Annotated in this window: 14 protein-coding genes and 3 pseudogenes; 4 read left to right on the top strand and 13 right to left on the bottom strand. The window is 67.0% G+C overall.

The window, feature by feature from the left end; all coding sequences use genetic code 11:
• Positions 1–123: 123 nt before the first annotated feature.
• From ACWCO2_RS24755 to ACWCO2_RS24745, 3 genes are all read right to left on the bottom strand, one after another.
• Positions 124–246 (bottom strand): hypothetical protein, encoded by a 123-nt coding sequence (locus ACWCO2_RS24755; protein ID WP_450130143.1) that lies wholly within the window; start codon positions 244–246, stop codon positions 124–126.
• A 353-nt stretch (positions 247–599) separates the two neighbouring features.
• A complete protein-coding gene (locus tag ACWCO2_RS24750; RefSeq protein ID WP_450130142.1) occupies positions 600–1931 on the bottom strand; it encodes an MFS transporter in 1332 nt (443 codons plus the stop codon).
• The gene (locus tag ACWCO2_RS24745) at positions 1928–2989 is read right to left on the bottom strand and encodes an MBL fold metallo-hydrolase (RefSeq protein WP_450130141.1); all 1062 of its coding nucleotides are present in this window, start codon (positions 2987–2989) and stop codon (positions 1928–1930) included. The genes ACWCO2_RS24750 and ACWCO2_RS24745 overlap by 4 nt, the downstream gene beginning before the upstream one ends.
• 104 nt (positions 2990–3093) lie before the next feature.
• On the opposite strand from ACWCO2_RS24745, the gene ACWCO2_RS24740 reads away from it, so the two are divergent.
• The gene (locus ACWCO2_RS24740) at positions 3094–4020 is read left to right on the top strand and encodes a LysR family transcriptional regulator (RefSeq protein ID WP_450130140.1); all 927 of its coding nucleotides are present in this window, start codon (positions 3094–3096) and stop codon (positions 4018–4020) included.
• 157 nt (positions 4021–4177) lie between these two features.
• On the opposite strand, the pseudogene ACWCO2_RS24735 reads toward ACWCO2_RS24740, so the two are convergent.
• The 9 genes and pseudogenes from ACWCO2_RS24735 to ACWCO2_RS24695 form a co-directional block, all read right to left on the bottom strand.
• Positions 4178–4480: pseudogene (locus ACWCO2_RS24735) on the bottom strand (transposase); the annotation flags it as partial.
• 300 nt (positions 4481–4780) lie between these two features.
• Positions 4781–5080 carry a hypothetical protein gene (locus tag ACWCO2_RS24730; protein ID WP_450130139.1) on the bottom strand — a complete coding sequence of 100 codons (300 nt, stop codon included), beginning with the start codon at positions 5078–5080 and terminating at the stop codon, positions 4781–4783.
• Between the two features lie 484 nt (positions 5081–5564).
• A pseudogene (locus tag ACWCO2_RS24725) lies at positions 5565–5711 on the bottom strand (IS701 family transposase); the annotation flags it as partial.
• Between the two features lie 156 nt (positions 5712–5867).
• Positions 5868–5996 (bottom strand): annotated as a pseudogene (locus ACWCO2_RS24720) (IS256 family transposase); the annotation flags it as partial.
• A 259-nt stretch (positions 5997–6255) separates the two neighbouring features.
• Complete coding sequence (locus tag ACWCO2_RS24715) at positions 6256–6468, bottom strand: hypothetical protein (protein ID WP_450130138.1); 213 nt, start codon at positions 6466–6468, stop codon at positions 6256–6258.
• Between the two features lie 25 nt (positions 6469–6493).
• Positions 6494–7423: a CPBP family intramembrane glutamic endopeptidase gene (locus ACWCO2_RS24710; protein ID WP_450130137.1), complete on the bottom strand. Its 930-nt coding sequence runs from the start codon at positions 7421–7423 to the stop codon at positions 6494–6496.
• A 191-nt stretch (positions 7424–7614) separates the two neighbouring features.
• A complete protein-coding gene (locus tag ACWCO2_RS24705; RefSeq protein WP_450130136.1) occupies positions 7615–10143 on the bottom strand; it encodes an FtsX-like permease family protein in 2529 nt (842 codons plus the stop codon).
• Between the two features lie 3 nt (positions 10144–10146).
• Entirely contained in the window at positions 10147–10908 is a 762-nt protein-coding gene (locus ACWCO2_RS24700; protein WP_450130135.1) for an ABC transporter ATP-binding protein, read from the bottom strand.
• Positions 10905–11144, bottom strand: a complete 240-nt coding sequence (locus tag ACWCO2_RS24695; RefSeq protein WP_450130134.1) for a hypothetical protein — start codon at positions 11142–11144, stop codon at positions 10905–10907. Before ACWCO2_RS24695 ends, ACWCO2_RS24700 begins: the two co-directional genes overlap by 4 nt.
• A 183-nt stretch (positions 11145–11327) precedes the next feature.
• Between ACWCO2_RS24695 and ACWCO2_RS24690 the strand changes: the two genes are divergently transcribed.
• The 3 genes from ACWCO2_RS24690 to ACWCO2_RS24680 all read left to right on the top strand — a co-directional run bounded on the left by ACWCO2_RS24690 (position 11328) and on the right by ACWCO2_RS24680 (position 14558).
• Positions 11328–12584 (top strand): sensor histidine kinase, encoded by a 1257-nt coding sequence (locus tag ACWCO2_RS24690; protein ID WP_450130133.1) that lies wholly within the window; start codon positions 11328–11330, stop codon positions 12582–12584.
• Positions 12575–13267, top strand: coding sequence for a response regulator transcription factor (locus tag ACWCO2_RS24685; protein ID WP_450130132.1), 693 nt, complete (start codon positions 12575–12577; stop codon positions 13265–13267). Before ACWCO2_RS24690 ends, ACWCO2_RS24685 begins: the two co-directional genes overlap by 10 nt.
• Positions 13268–13361: 94 nt before the next feature.
• Complete coding sequence (locus tag ACWCO2_RS24680; protein WP_450130131.1) at positions 13362–14558, top strand: serine hydrolase domain-containing protein; 1197 nt, start codon at positions 13362–13364, stop codon at positions 14556–14558.
• Between the two features lie 581 nt (positions 14559–15139).
• On the opposite strand, the gene ACWCO2_RS24675 is transcribed toward ACWCO2_RS24680, so the two are convergent.
• A partial coding sequence (locus ACWCO2_RS24675) for an AAA family ATPase (protein WP_450130130.1) occupies positions 15140–16105 on the bottom strand: 966 nt, incomplete at its 5' end.

Genomic DNA, 16105 nt, shown 5'->3' with positions numbered 1-16105 from the left:
CGCGGCGGCCTTGCGCAGGACCTCGTTCCCCTGCTCCAACAACCGGTTGCGCTCCCGCAAGTCGGCAGACTCCTCACGAGTCACCCCGGCGCGTATGCCGTCGGCGACGTCGGCGGCACGCAATCAGTTGGCCAGACAGAACTCGGAGATCCCGAAATCCTTGGCGACCTGCTTCAACGGAACCTCGCCACGACGGGCCACCGCCACCACGTCATCACGGAACTCCTGCGGGCAGGGCTTGGGCACGGTGGCCTCCTTCCAGGTGAGGCCACGGCCTCACACGTCAGGTAAGAACGACCCCTGGGCAGCCCCCTTTGACGCAGCCCTGGGGTCCATCGTCCTGCCACCGATTTCCTGGAACGTTGTGCTGCGTTCCGCGGCTGGCATAGCGCAGGCCACACCAGCAGCCGTGTTGAGATCCGAGTAGGTCCGGGCCGAGCAGTCCACATAAGAATGGGAAGCTCGCTACGCCGTCCGCACCGGCGTTGAGGGCACCGTCCACCAGGCTGTCGCGATCACTGGGGTGCGTCGCATAAGCTGTGTTCACATGCTCAAGACACGTATCGGGCGGTGAGGACCGACAGCCCGGCTGCTCCGGGCTAGAGCAAATCCAGCTTCGCCTGCGTTCCCTCTCGGCTCGACCAGATTGCCAGACCGCTGACCAACAGGCACAGCATCAGGAATGCCGTGATCAGGGTTGTGCCGTGGCCGTTGATGTTGTATAGCGCGGTGGCGATCATCGGCGTCAGGCCCGCGCCCAGGGTGGAGGCCGTCTGGTATGCCAGCGACGCGCCGGTGTACCGGATGCGGGTCGGGAAAAGCTCTGCGGTGAACGCCGCGAACGGCCCGAAGATGGGTCCCTGGACCAGCATTTGGGCCGCCACGATCGCCAGCAGGACGCTCCAGAACCCTGCGCTCTTTAGCATTGCGAGCAGCGGGAATGCCAGCAGCAGGCCGAGCGCCACGCCCGCGAGCATGACCGGTCGGCGGCCGAAGTGGTCGCTGAGCCGGGCGGTCACCGCGATCATGATCATCAGCCCGACGGCGCCGGCGATGTGTAGGTTCAGTGCCAGCGAGCGGTCCATCCCGTGGTCGACGACGAACGCCGTCGACCAGACGACGAAGAGCCCCTGCACCACGTACGGCGTGATACCGGCGGCGATCGCCAGCGCCAGTGGCTTCCAGTGCTTCCCGAACACCTCGCGCACCGGGGTTGCCTTCGCCTCGCCTGCTTGCGCCAGCCGCTCGAACACCGGCGTCTCGGCCACCTTGGCGCGGACGAACAGGCCGAACGCGACAAGTCCGAAGCTGATCACGAACGGAGCCCGCCAGCCCCAGCTGTAGAAGGCGTCGTCGGGCAGCAGTGCAAACAGGCCCAGCACCGCGGTGGCGGTCACTGTGCCCGCCGGGCCGCCGAGGTTCGCGAAACTGGCTGCGAATCCGCGTTTTCCGCCCGGGGCGTGCTCGAGTGCGACCAGCATCGAACCGCCCCACTCACCGCCCACGGCGATGCCCTGGACCACCCGGAGCAGCACCAGCAGGACCGGAGCCGCCGCGCCGATCGTGGCGTAGGAGGGCAGCAGCCCGATCAGAGCGCTCGCCACACCCATCAGTACGAGCGTGCTTATCAGCACGGTCTTGCGTCCCTTGCGATCGCCGATGGGGCCGAAGATCAGCCCGCCCAGCGGGCGCGCCAGGTAGCCCGCGGCCATCGTGCCGAAGGAGGCGAACAGCGCCAGGCCTGGGCTCATGTGGGCGAAGAACACCGGGCCGAAGACCAGGCTGGCCGCCGCCGCGTACAGCATCAGGTCATAGAACTCGATGGCGCTGCCTAGGAAGCTCGATAGCAGGACGCGCCGCATGTGCGGGGTGTTCAGCGACTCTTCGGCCGTGGTGTTCGGTGTCGTGTTCTGCTCCTGTGGTGCGGTCACGCTGACTTCCCTTCCGGGCGAGCTGCGGCGCCGATGGGGATCCGCATCAGGTCGTCGCCGACGAAGACCGGGCCGGCGAAGTGGTTGCGGGCGGTCTCCCAGCGGTGCCTGGGTCGGTTGCCCGGGACGAAGTGGTGCAGGACCAGAGCTCCGGCGCCCGCTTCGGTCGCGATGCGCGCGGTGTCGCGGATGCCGGTGTGCGCGTTCAGGTGATGGTCGATCATGGTGCGCTCTTCCGGGGTCGCGCCGTCGCCGTAGCGCTCGGTGATCCACGCCTCGTCGATCACCTCGTGCAGCAGCAGGTCAGTGTCGCGAGCGAGGCGGACCAGGTTCTCGCACGGCGCGGTGTCGCCGGAGATCGTCACCGAGCCAGCCGGGGTGTCGATGCGGTAGGCGTAGGCCGGGGCCACCGGGGGGTGCCGGACGAGGATCGCGGACACCGTGACCCGTTCGTCGGCGAAGACGACCACTGGTTCCATCGCCGGGACCGGGTTGTCGTTGGCGTGGAACCCAAGCTCGGTGGGCAGCTCGATCTCGCTGGGCGCGAACAGGTCGTTCGGCGCCGGGCGCAGTGAGTCGCGGAACCGGTCGTTGAGGTCGGTCGCGCTGGCGCGCATCGAGTATTCCCAGAAACCGACGATGCCGGGCGTCGGATCGTCGGGGTAGAGCACGCCGGGATTGGTTTCGGCTCGCGGCGAGGCCGGGACGATCGCGCCGCGGTCGGCGGGACCGATGATCGGGATGGGCGGACCTGCGTGGTTCTCCAGCCCGAACATGCCGAAGATGCCGAGGCTGGCCAGGTCCACCACGTGATCGGAGTGCAGGTGGGTGATGAACACGCCACGCAGCCGTTCGATGTCGAGTCCCGCCAGCCTGAGCTGCCGTCCAACGCCGCTACCGCAGTCGAACAAGTAGATGGCCTCGCCGACTACGACCGCAGTGGCGATGCCCGCGCGGTCGGTCCACCAGCGCGGCCCGCCGCTGGTGCCAAGCAGCACGACGCTGGCTTCGCCCTCCTCGGGCGGCGCAGCTCCTTCGCTGCGTAGTACCTGACTCATCGGTGGTGCGGCTCCTTCTGGACTGGTGTGGTTCCGGCCACAAGCCACTGTCCGGCCGCCGCAAAGATTTGTAAAACGATTGTTTCTGAGGTTTCACATAGGGAGTGCTTATTTTCCGGTACACGTTGCGGCAGGTCGAGTACTTCGTGGCCGCCGCCGAGCACGGCTCGATCAGCGCCGCCGCACAGGCCTGTCAGGTTTCGCAGGCCGGGGTGTCCCTGGCCATCGCAGAACTGGAGCGCGCGCTGCAGGTACAGCTGAGCGTCCGGCAGCGGGCCAAGGGCTTGACGTTGACCTCTGCCGGGCAGAACTTCCTGGTCGAGGCCAGGCAGCTGCTTCGGCAGGCAGCGGAGCTGGAAGCCAGCGCGCTGGGCAATGACATTGCCGGGCGGCTCGCGATCGGCTGCTACTCGACGCTAGCTGCGTTCATGATGCCTCCGCTGATTTGCGAATTAGCGCTGCCGAACCCGGGCCTCCAGTTGACGTTCCGGGAGGGTTCCTCGGACGAGTTGCAGGAGCTGATGCTGGCTGGGCGGCTCGACGCGGTCATCGTGCATCGGCGACACCTGGTTCCCAGAGTCGAGGCGCACGTCATCCAGGAACGTGCTCCGCACGTGATCCTGCCCGCAGGGCATCCGCTGGCCGGTGGCGAGGCCGTCCGCTTGGCAGACCTGCGGGGCGAGGAGATGGTCCTGCTCGACATCCCTTCGGTGCGCGACAACCTGCTGCCGTCGGTGCGTTCGTGCGGGCTCGATCCGGTGATCGGGTGGCGCTCGGCTGACTTCGAGACGGTGCGCGCGCTCGTCGCACGCGGCTTGGGCTACTCGATTCTGATGCAGTTGCCGCCGACCGACGTGAGCTACGAGGGCCTGCCGCTGGTGGCGCGCCCGATCGAGGACGACGTGGAGCGCAGCGACATCTGCGTCGGGTACCCGCGCAACCAGCGCATGCCCCGTCGGGTTTCGGCGTTGATCGACCGCTGCCGGGCGATCTTTCCGTTGCGTGGTCAGGGAATCCGCGCCCTCCCTTGACCCTGCGCTTGCCGGGAATGTCATTCATCGGGGTCAGGCTGCATGTTGGTACTCGTTGAGGATGCCGCCCAGGCGTCGCAGACAAGGAAGAACACATCCTTGACACCACGATTCTTCAGTCCAATCAGGACGCTCATCCGAAACTTCGCGCCCTCACCACCGCCTTGGCACTGGTCCCGTTACGGGAGTTCGGGGAGCCACGACCAGCCGGATCACCCTTGTCATAACCGAGATGGCTGGTCATCTCAGCCTGCAGACCGCGCTCGAGGACGGCCTTGACCAGCTCGGGCAGGAACCCGCCCTGGCCGGTCAACACCAACCCACCTTCGTCTACTTTGGACATCACATCGTCGAGAAGACCAGCCTCGACCATCTCATCGACCGTCTCCCGAGCCGACAACGGCGGCTGGACAGTGGCTGCCTCGAACGGGCCATGCCCCGGCTGCTGCGTATCCGTCATGGGTCGTACTCCAATCACAAAGTGATCTCATACACAACCCATCTGACACGCCCGACCATTACCGGCAGCGCTACCGGTGGTACCGGTGTTGCTCGTGGTGTTACTGCTGGCCATAAGGGGTCTGCTACTCCTCAATCACGTCCCACCCAGGCTAACCCGAACCGATCCAGGCGTCTCACCCCAGTCAGACAGGGAGGGGGTCAAGGGTGCGATGGCCGATGGCATCGCGTACGAGTGCTGCACCGCCAATCTCAACCCGCCACTCGGCCCAGTCGTCACCTGTCAGCACGCACACCACGATCATCGAACCACCGTCACCGAGATACTCGGGCAACCGCAAGGCAATTGTCGCCGGAACACCACCGGCCCGGCATCCGCATGAGAGCGCCACCAGGTGGACGGGGCTCTGATCCCGTCGAAGACAGCCGGCATGGCTGTATGCCGAGCCCGGTCGACGCCGTCGCTACTATCCGCGCCTGCGGCCATCGCTGCCATCAGCGTCATCATCTTCGCCGCCGGGTTCGCCCCGCCGCTGTTATCCGCACCGGTAATACACACCGCCTCGGTGACCAGCTCGGGAAGCCGCGTCTGCTCAGCCAACGCACCACCGGCAGCAGCCCCGCATACGCGATCAAATTCGGTTCATCGAACACCGCATCCACTCGCGCCGCACTATGAGAAGACCGCACCTGCGAGATGCCCTCCCCGCTCGGAGGGACAGATCCTTCAGCAAGATTCATCTTCTCAGCTCAGGAGGGCATCTCGCCTGCCTACGACCGAACGGTGACCCAAGACCACCGATGGATCCGGGCAAATGTGGAGCCGCTCAGGCGCTGACCCACAGCTCGATACCGTAGTAGGTCTTCTTCATTTTGCAGTGGCCCCAGTCACCCGAGGCAATGCCCAGTTTGCAATAGTCCAGTGCCATAGCCTCCGAGGGGTAAACCCCGACGAGCCTGGGACCCCATGGGGAGGCCATGGCCGGAGCACTGAAGGCCAGCGTGCCGGCGACGATCGCCGTGCCAACCAGGATCTTGCGAATCATATTTTCTCCGTTGGATTTTCCGATCTCACAGGTATTCCTGCGCAACACGATCCTAGCACACAGGTGCCGGATTTCGTTGAGGGACAAGGGAATTAGGTCGGTCGGTGTGGGTTTGGTGTGCTCGGCGGCAGTGGTGATGGCGAGGAAGAGATGCGCGAGCAGCACGAGGGTGGTCCAGCGGTACCAGCGTTGATCGACCGCTGCCGGGCAATCTTTCCGTTGCGTGGTCAGGGAATCCGCGCCCTCCCTTGACCCTGCGCTTGCCGGGAATAGCATTCATCGGGGTCGGGCTGCGTGTTGGTACTCGTTGAGGATGCCGCCCAGGCGCTCGCATCTTCGTACGTCGAGTCCACCGATGCCGTCGGTGAGCATCCGGACGATCTGCGACTCGAAGGCGCCCTCACGGTCTCGCGGAACCGCGATCTCGACCTCGCCGACCGCGTCTGAAACCACCGTTTTCGTGCAGCGTCCTATGTCATCACTCGCAGTCCCCCATCCGAGCGCATCGGGCGTCGGTGCTACGAGCGGCGGGCACGGGCAGAACTCGCCGGCGAGAAGATGCTGACACCTGGCACATGGCACCTACCAGAACGACCAGATCGTCGATGAGCGCAAGACTGGCGCCTGGTCAGCTAACCGCCGCTGCGCGCCTGGATCCGGCGGAGCTCAGCATGTTCACGATCAGACGAGAACGGATGTGATGACCGGGGGCTGACGATTGGGTTGCTGATCAGCGGTCGCACGTCCACAGCGCTGCCACCGAGCAGGTGCGCCCGGTCGAGAGCCGGGGGCTGAGATGCCCCCCGGCTCTCGACCGGGCCATCAGGCCGGACTTGCCCACCTCGTTGGTCACGAGGACCGCCGGAGCGTTGGTTCGGGCAGCTGCTTTCCGCATGCTGGCCAGGACTTCGGTGGTTACCCGGTCGGTGGCGAGTACCAGCACGTGAGACCGGTCGATGCTCCGCCGATCACGCCGTCGTGTGCACCTGTGCATCCGGAGTTTCGGTTACCGCGCTCGGCTTGTATCCGAGCTTGCCGCGCGTCGTCACGAGCAGGACGAGGGCCGTTACCCCGAAGACGAGAAGGACGACGTGGGCCGTGGCCTGGTGCGAGTCGCCGAGCGTGGGGAATACGAACGCCCACCCGATCGAGAGGAAGTTGTTGACGCTGGCGTGCAACAGCATGGCGACCGGCAGGCTTTCGCCGGTGCGGTTGAACACCCAGGTCATGACGATGCTGATGGCGACGCAGGAGATGATGAACTCGACAGGATCCACCCACGTGACGTTGGGGTATCCGCCCCACTCCGTCAGGAACAGCGGCAGGTGCCAGATACCCCAGAGCACGCCGAGCAGGAGCGTACCGCGCAGTGGACCGAACCGCGGCTGCATCAGGGGCAACGCGAAGTCACGCCAACCGGGCTCCTCGGCAATACCGGTCGTGACGACCTGCAGAACGAGTCCGGGCACGATGGCCACGAGCACCATCGCGGGCGGGAGGGCCATGTTTTCCACGCCGGCGAAGGGAATGCCGCCGATGATGAGGGCGACGGGAACGCCGATGACGGCCAGGACGTACCATTTCCAGTTGACCCGCCACCTCAGCAAGCGCCCGGCCCATCGGCGCAACCCGGGCCTGCCTTCGGCGGCAGCGGTGACGATGAACGCGGCGAGGATCGGACCGAGATAGGCGCCGGGCAGCATGCCGAGGATCTGCGACGTGCCCAACACCGGGGGGAACTCGAAGTCCTCCTCACCGATGCCGTTCTTGGACATCACGTACGGTGTCCAAGCGATCCAGCTCAGCCCCATCGCCAGGACGAAGAAGCTCGTCAACGGGTAACGGCCGATGACGGAACGCAAGCCGGCCTTTCGTCCGGTTTGCACACGATTGACCACGGGGTTTCCCCTTCAAATCAGGATGTTTTCATTCGTTGAACCCGAATCCAGTGATATGGAAGGTACGAGCTGCCGGCGGATGGCACAGCAGCGTCAGCTACCGGATTGCAGGTATAGCTAGCTGGTGTTCGATCGCCCAGCCGGTGTTGTCGACCTGTTCGATGTGGACATCTGTGAGGTCTGCGCCGGGTTCATGACGGGTGGGTGCGGGCTTCGATGGGAGGTGTGCGCAGCAGCCGCCGGGTGGGTAGTTCGGTGGCGAGGAAAGTGATCGCTGCGACCACGACCGCGATCAGCGGTGTCAGCCACGCTGGTCCTGCAGGCCATGGCTGGTGCAGGAAACCAATGGACAGCAGCACGACGGGCACGAGCGACAGCAGTAGACCGGTGGCCAGGGAGACGGCGCAGATCAATGCTGCCTCACGCCGCATCATCGCCCGGATCTGTCGCGCGGTGGCACCGATCAGCCGCAGGGTGGCGAGTTCGTTGCGGCGTTGAGCGGTGGTGGCGACGATCTTGTTCGCGATGCCGAGCAGGAGGTAGCCGAGCAGCACCGCCAGTACCGCGATGTTCACCCACAACTCAGGACTCACGGCTGCCGTCCCGCCCAGTGCGGCCGCGGGATCGTCGTCGAGGACCAGGCCTGGACGGGATTCGGTGTGGGCGGCGAGGTTCTTCCTGGCGGCGTCTGTGCCATCGGTGCGGATCAGGATGCTGTCGTCCAGCCCTGTGGTGGTGTGGCCGGCCGCGAGGTCGCGGGAAAGCACGACCGGACCGAAACCGAGGCCACGCGCGTAGGTGGCGACAACCCTGGCGTTGACCTGCTGCCCGTCACCGAGGATCAGGCTTGTCTCGCTGCCTACCGGCGCATCACGCGAGCTGGCGACCTCGGCGTCGACCGCGACGGTGTCGCCGGTGAGCTCGGCGAGGTCACCGGCGCGCACGTCGAGATCGAGGACTTCCGGTGCGGCAGAGGTCAGGACGAGCGCGGACGAGCTCTCGACCTCGGTTTCGTCGAAAACCTGGTAGGGCCACAGAACCGTGGTGCTGTTAACCGGAGCCGCGGCCTGCACGCCGGGTATGGCCGCAACGGCGGTCGCCACGTCGTCAGGCAGGCCACCGAGCTCAGGCGCGCTGATACTCAACTGCGCCCGGGTGCTGTCCCGCACGTCGCTGGCGGTGGCCGCCAGCACAGTGGTCTGCGTGAAGGTGTAGGTAATCGTGAAGACCACGGCCATGGAGAGGGTGGTGATGGCCGCGGCCATCCGCAGCGCGTAATCGCGGCCGTTGGCCACCGCGAGCCAGGTAGGCGCGGCGACACCCGTCGGCAGTTTCCGCGCGAGGGTTTGGCTGAGCCGCTGGACCAGAGCCGGGCCGGCCATCGCGAGCCCGATCACCGCGACGATACCGGCGACGGCGGTGGTGGACGCCCCGATCTGCGACCGGATCAGCAGCGGCGTGATCGAGAATGCGGTGGCGCCGACAACCAGCAGGCCGCCGGTCCAGGTCCGCAACGTCGACGGAGTGCGCGGTTCGCTGCGTGACTCGGATACTGCCTCGGTGGCCGGCAAGCGGGAAGTGCGCCACGCCGCACAGCGGGCGGACACCTGCACGACAACGACCAGGAGCAGCGCCGCGCCGATCGCCGGCAATGGGCTGATGCTCAGCGACAAGGTGGACGGGGCAAGACCGATCGACACGAGCAGTCGCCGGAACTGCTCGGCCAGCAGATAACCGGCGGCGAGGCCGACCGCCGTGCCGGGAAGAGCAACGATGGTGGCCTGCGCGGCCGCGAATCTGCGGATCTGCCGTGGCAAAGCCCCGATGGCACGCATCAGGGCGAGGTCCTGTCGTTGTGCTCCGACCGACACGGCCAGTGCGCCACCCACAATGAACCCGATGATCAGCAGAACGGTCCCGGCCATCGAGAACGCGAGCAGCGGGAGGAGGGATCGGGCCGCCGATGCGCCGAGGTCCTCGACGTCACCTATCGCCGAACCGGTGGACACGAGGAGCCCGCTCGCGCCCAGGGATTTCTGTACCTCGGCGGCGACCGAGTCGGTAGCGCCCGGGTCGGTGCGCAGCGCTACCAGGTCTACCGCACCGTCGCGACCGGCCAATCCCATCGCCGTGGGATCAGCGAAGAAGATCCCGCCCGCCTGAGGAGTGGCGATCACGGCTGAGACGCGGTAGCTGCCCTGCTTTCCGGCCGCGCTCACCGCAACCTGGTCGCCGGGCGACACGGCTGCCGCGGTCGCGAGGTCGTCGTCGAGGGCGACCTCGCCGGGGCCGGTCGGCGCCATGCCGGAGATGTGCAGGTGGTCCAGCAGGGCGGTCGAAGACCAACCATGTCCGGCAGTGCGCGGGTCTTCGGCCGGTACGGCCGTGCCTCGCGCGTCGAGGACCACGGCGGGAAAGCTCACGTCACCGATCGCGGTCGTGACGCCGGGGAACCGCGCCAACCGACCGACCAGATCGGCAGGCACTTCGGCGCGTTCCGGCAGCGCGATCGGGAAGTCACCGGGCGGCGTGTAGGACTGGCTGGCCGACACGACGATGTCAGTGGTGGCAAGCCGGTCAGCCGGCGCGTGCGAGCGCAGGCCGGACTCGGCGATCACCCCGATGCAGGTGATGAGGGTCGCGCCGACGAGCGTGGCGCACACGACGGCCAGCAGGGCAGCGATCCGGTGGCGGGCGGTATGCAGCGCCAGGCGCAGCATCGTCTACTCCGTTTCAAGTTCGGTGATGCGCCTGGCCAGGTCGGCGGCGGAAGGTGCGGTGACGGTGTCGATGATCCGCCCGTCGGCCATGACCAGTGCGCGGTCGGCGTGCGCGGCTGCGGCGGCATCGTGGGTGACCATGACGACGGTTTGCCCTAGGCTGTGGACCATTTCGCGGAGCAGGCCGAGCACATCCCGGGCGCTGCGCAGGTCCAGCGCGCCCGTTGGTTCGTCGGCGAACACGACCGCTGGCCGGGCAATCAACGCCCTGACGATCGCGGCCCGTTGTTGCTGCCCGCCGGAGAGCTCGGCCGGGCGGTGCGCGAGGCGGTCGGCCAGGCCGACGCGGTCGAGCAGCGTGCGCAACCAATCCTCGTCCGGCACGGTGCCGGCCAGTCGTAGTGGGAGCGTGAGGTTGTCGGCGATGGTGAGCGATGGCAGCAAGTTGTAGGACTGGAAGATGAACCCCACTCGTTCCCGGCGAAGTTCGGTGCGGCGGGTTTCGTTCAGCGCGCTGATGTCGGTATCGCCGATGACGACGCTTCCGCTGGTCGGGATGTCCAGGCCGGAGGCGCAGTGCATCAGCGTGCTCTTGCCCGACCCGGACGGTCCCATCACGGCGATGAAGGAGCCGCGCTCGACGGTCAGGCTCACGTCGTCGAGCGCCCGGAGGCCATTGGGATAGGTCTTGGTGACTTGCGTCAGTGCAACGGTGGACAGCTTCTTCGTCCTTCGTGGTCGGCCGTCTGCGGTACCTGTGGTCATCCGCGTCGGTGGTGGTAGTGGTGGACGATTAGGCCCATGCCGCTCAAGGCGGTGAGCAGGCCGAACCAGAGTCCAATGAGGACACCGCTGCTCGTGGACCACAGCACCAGGTTCGCGGAAGCGCTGATGACGAGCACAAGCCACAACAGCGGTCGAAGCCTTCCGGCTCGGGCATCGGTGGGCCGCGTCGTCCGCTGGGGCTCGGAACTCTCCGCGATGCGGTCGGAGTCGGTCATGGCGCTCCACGGTCGACGGCCTGTCGGGACTTTTTTGAGCCTATGGCGCCAGAACCGCCACGAACCAACCCGCGAGCTGGACAGTTCGAGTACAGCAGGCTGTACGTTCGCGTCGAATACCTGGGCGGTGCTCCGGTCCTCGTGGTGCCCTAACATTCGATCTTCACCAAGGAGGTGCGGTGGATGCCGACACGCGAAGCGCCGGGGCCGATCCGTTCATGGAGTTTGGCCACCCGCGCGCGCGTCATCATGGACGCCTTCGAACACCTCGTCGGCGGGCTCGGCAGCGCGGTCATGGCCGTGGGAGCACTGCTCGCGGCGACCGTGACCGCACTGACGTGCCTCGTGGGCGTGGGTTTTCTCCTGGCACCCTTCACGTTGCGGATGCTGCGCATGATCGCGGACCGGGAGCGCGCTCGGCTTTCGCGCTGGGATGCCGAGATCATCGGCCCGGGTCCGGTGCCGACCCAGTTGGGTGCTGCCCTGAAGGATCCCGCAGTGCGTCGCGAGTTGGGCTGGGCGGCCTGGCATGCGACCGCCGGGCTTCTGCTCGGACTGATCGGCGTGACGCTGCCGTTCTACGTGGTCACCAACGGCACCTTCCCGCTGTGGTGGTACCTGGTGCCGCCGGAGCAGGCCACCGACTCGCTGGAGCTCATGCACGTCCGCAGTACGCAGGACGCTCTCTGGGTGAGCCTGATGGGCGTGGGGTGGCTGGTCGTCGTCTTCGTCGTCCTACCCGGCATGGCCAGGTTGCAGGCATGGCCCGGACGCCGTCTCCTGTCGCCCGAACCCGGTGCAGACCTCGCCCTCCGGGTCGCGCAGCTGACCGCGACCCGGGCCGCCGCGCTGGACGCCCACTCCGCCGAACTGCGCAGGATCGAACGCGCGCTGCACGACGGAACCCAGAACCGGCTAGTCGCTGTCAACGTCCTGCTCGGCGCCTCTCGCCGTGCGCTCTCCCGGGATCCGTCCGATGCCCACGCCATCCTCGACCGCGCCCAGGACGCCGCCGAGGAAGCGCTCCAGGAGCTGCGCGGGGTGGTCCGCAGCATCCTGCCGCCGGGGCTGGCCGATCGCAGCCTTCCCGACGCCCTCACCGCCTTGGCGGCATCGTGCCCGGTGGACTGCCGGATCGATGCCGATCTGCCTGGGCGGTGCGCCGCATCCGTCGAGGCGACGGCCTACTTCGTGGTGGCCGAGGCACTGACCAACATCGCCAAGCACAGCCATGCCCGGCAGGCCACCGTTCGGCTCGGCTACCGAGACGACGAGCTGCGGGTGGAGATCACCGACGACGGCCGTGGTGGAGCCGACGAGCACAGCGGTTCCGGGATAATCGGCATGCGCCGCCGAATCGAAGCGGTGGACGGAAAGTTCTCGCTGGTCAGCCCGGCCGGCGGACCTACTACCCTGACTGTGAGCCTGCCATGCGGATAGTGATCGCCGAGGATGACCTGCTGCTGCGCGAAGGCGTGACGCTGCTGTTGCGCGCGGAATCGCTCGACGTCGTGGCCACCGCAGGCACACCCGAGGACTTCCTGACCGCGGTCGAGGCGCACCAGCCAGACGTGGCCATTGTGGACGTTCGGATGCCGCCGACACACACCAACGAGGGCATCACTGCCGCCGTCGAGGCCAGGCGGCGGCAGCCGGACCTGGCCGTGCTCGTGCTTTCGGCCTACGTCGAACAAGCCTTCGCCACGGATCTCCTGGCCCGTGACACCTCCCGCCTCGGATACCTGCTCAAGGAACGCGTCGGACGAGTCGGGGAATTCCTGGACGCGCTGCACCGAGTGGCGAACGGAGGTACGGCCATCGATCCGGAGGTCGTCGCCCAGCTCATGACCAGGACCCGGCCCGACACCGGGCTGGAGCGCCTGAGCTCCCGGGAACGCGACGTGCTGGCGCTGATGGCGGAAGGACTGGGCAACGGCGCCATAGCCGAGCGGCTCTGCGTCACGAACGGGGCCGTCCACAAGCACATCCGCAGCATCTTCGCCAAGCTGGACCTCGCCCCGACCGACCGCGCGGACCGGCGTGTCGCCGCGGTCCTGCGCTATCTCGAAAACACCCAGCGACGCCCTGACCGGCCGGGCACGTTGCGTCCGTCGGCACGGTAGCGCTGGCTGCACTTCACACCTTCCTGCGCGCGGGATCGATCGGCCGCCTGCACCCCGGCATGCTGGCGGCTCACCGTTTCAGGAAAGGGATCCCGTGTTCAACCCCCAAGGCGGACCGCGCCGCCGCAAGCGCCGGGCAGCTGCGCTGAGCCTGTGCATCCCCGTGCTGATCGCCGGGCTCACCGCATGCGATGACGACGATTTCCCCTTCGCAGATGAGGATTCGTCCGTCGAAAGCACCGCCCCGCACCGCTCCGACGCGGTCCAGGCGAGCCTGGACCGGCTGATCCGCGACGATGGCTTTCCCGGCGCGCTCGCCGCCGTCCACGGGCGCGACGGGCAAGTTCGCGACTACACCGCGGGCGTGAGCGACCTCGCCACCGGGGCGGAGGTGCCCGCCAACGGGCAGGTGCGCATCGCCAGCAACACCAAGATGTTCGTCGCCACGGTAGTGCTGCAACTGGTCGGCGAGGGCAAGATCGACCTCGACGCTCCGATCGAGACCTACCTGCCGAACCTGCTCCGCGGCGACGGCATCGACGGCCGGAAGATCACCGTGCGGCAGATCCTCCAGCACACCAGCGGGCTGGACGACAACGACGAAGAGCTCGCGACGAACTACTCCGAAGTCCAGCACACCTATTTCGAGCCGCATCAACTGCTCGACATCGCCCTGGCCAAGAAGTCCCTGTTCGCGCCCGGCACCGGCTGGAGCTACAGCAACCCCAACTACGTCGTCGCCGGCCTGCTCATCCAGAAGGTCACCGGCCGCCCCGTCGGCGAGGAGATCACCAAGCGGATCATCGAGCCCATCGGGCTGAAGGACACCTACTGGCCCGCGCTCGGCGAGCAAACCATCCGCGGAAGCCACCCGCACGGATACTTTCCCGACTCCAACGGCTCCCAGGCCGACGTCACCGAGATGGATCCGTCAATGGGGTGGGCAGCCGGACAGATGGTCGGCACTCCCCGAGACCTCAACCGATTCCTCACCGCGCTGCTGAACGGGGAGCTGCTCAAGCCGGAACAACTTGAACAGATGCGGACCACCGTTGACGCCCCCGCCTTCGACACGACCGGAAGCACTCGCTACGGGCTAGGCATCGCCGCCATCAAGTTGAGCTGCGGAGGCACCGCCTGGACCCACGGCGGCGACGCCCCCGGCTACACCACCCGCAACGCCGCAACGGAAGACGGGCGCGCGGCCACGGTCGTCGTCACAGGCGCTCTCACCAGCCTTCCCACGGCACAACACGTCGAGCAAGCCCTGGACACGGCGCTCTGCGCATAGCCATGACCTGCCGCTGGATCGGGGACATTCGCAGCCCTGCCTGGATCAACTGGTCAGCCACCTGAGGAATCGCCGCCACCGCCAGTGCTTCGGCCGGTCGAGAACTCCCCGATCCCGCAGCCAGTCCACAATGGAATCCGCGTCGTAGCGCGCGCCGGTCCCGGTCCGGCGGGGATTCTTCCGCCCGAAAGCCTCGAACAGCCCAGGATGCCGTCCGCTTAGGTCCCCGAGTTCCGGTTGCTGACCACCCGACGTCGTTTCGCCAGCAGGACGTCGAACTGGGCGCGAAGCCGATCGGGCTCGAATCCCGGCGGCGGCTCGCCTGCCGCGAGCAACGCGGACAGCAGCTCTGCCTGCTGCGCCGCGAGCTTCCTCCGGACGGCCGAGCTGTCGATCTGGCTTGCTGAACGGAGATCAAGACTTTGTTGAATGCGATGGGTACCGAGCGCGTGTCGCAGCTTGAGCGGGTGGAGCGGATGCTCTGCGATGGGTCCTGCTCGGTGTTGTCGTTGGATATCTTCGACATGATCCTGTGGCGGCGCGTGCCGCGGCCCACCGACGTGTTCGGCATGCTGATCGGTTCAGGGTTCCAGCACTCCCCAGGCTTCGGACAGTGCTGTGTCCGGGTTTCCCGAGGTATCAATGCGCGTGGCTTGTGGCCAGGCTGCGAAGTGGTCTGCCATGTGCGCGGCAATGTCCGCTGTCGCATCCGAGGCGTCGTCGGTTCTGGCGGTGATGCGGGCTTCGCTGATCTCGATCGGCGCGACGCAGTGCAACTCGGACGGTGCGGCAGAGGTTTCGCGTGCCACCGCCCTGGCCGCTTCGCGTTCGTCGGCATTGCTCCAGCTCGCGTCCAGCACCACGTTCTCCCCGTGAGCGAGCAGGGTCCGGGCGCGGGCCAGCATTTCGCTGTAGGTGTCGTGGACGTTGTCGCTGTCGTACAGGCCTCGGCCGTATCCCGCGTGTGCGGCGAGCTGAGCAGCACCGGGGAGCTCGCGGCGGATCTGGTCGGTGCGGAGGAGGACAGCGCCCATGCGATCGGCCAGCGCGCCGGCCACGGTCGTCTTGCCCGTTCCCGGAAGCCCGCCCACCAGGACCAGCCTGATCTGCGCGGTGCGCAGGTGGCGCAGGGCAATGGCGGTCAGAGCCACCGCGTCCGCTGCCGCATCCGCACCTTGTGCACATCTCAGGCAGGCGACCTTGGCACGGACGAACGCACGGTAGGCCACGTAGTGGTGGGCCAGGGATGTGGTGCTGCGGGACGCGGAGTATTCGCGGTACCAGGACAGGAAGTCCACCGCGAGATCGACGGCTCCAAGCCGTTCCAGGTCCATGGACAGGAAGGCCGCGTCGTCGAGGCCGTCGACGTAGCGCAGTGCGTCGTCGAACTCCAGGCAGTCCAGCACCCGTGGCTCGTCCGGCAGGCAGAAGATGTCCTCTGCGAGCAGATCTCCGTGGCCGTCCACAACGCATCCGCGACGCACCCGTTCCTCGAACAGAGGTGCGCGTCCGTCGAGGTACTGCAGCGCGAGCGCGACGATCTCCTC

Source organism: Saccharopolyspora sp. NPDC002376 (genome assembly GCF_053593195.1).
This window is presented reverse-complemented; position numbering and strand designations above follow the sequence as displayed.

What these genes read in the sequence shown, in the direction of transcription:
- ACWCO2_RS24745 (WP_450130141.1), bottom strand. Translation starts at nt 2,989, where the DNA reads ATGAGTCAGGTACTACGCAGCGAAGGAGCTGCGCCGCCCGAGGAGGGC.
- ACWCO2_RS24705 (WP_450130136.1), bottom strand. Translation starts at nt 10,143, where the DNA reads ATGCTGCGCCTGGCGCTGCATACCGCCCGCCACCGGATCGCTGCCCTG.
- ACWCO2_RS24700 (WP_450130135.1), bottom strand. Translation starts at nt 10,908, where the DNA reads ATGACCACAGGTACCGCAGACGGCCGACCACGAAGGACGAAGAAGCTG.
- ACWCO2_RS24695 (WP_450130134.1), bottom strand. Translation starts at nt 11,144, where the DNA reads ATGACCGACTCCGACCGCATCGCGGAGAGTTCCGAGCCCCAGCGGACG.
- ACWCO2_RS24690 (WP_450130133.1), top strand. Translation starts at nt 11,328, where the DNA reads ATGCCGACACGCGAAGCGCCGGGGCCGATCCGTTCATGGAGTTTGGCC.
- ACWCO2_RS24685 (WP_450130132.1), top strand. Translation starts at nt 12,575, where the DNA reads ATGCGGATAGTGATCGCCGAGGATGACCTGCTGCTGCGCGAAGGCGTG.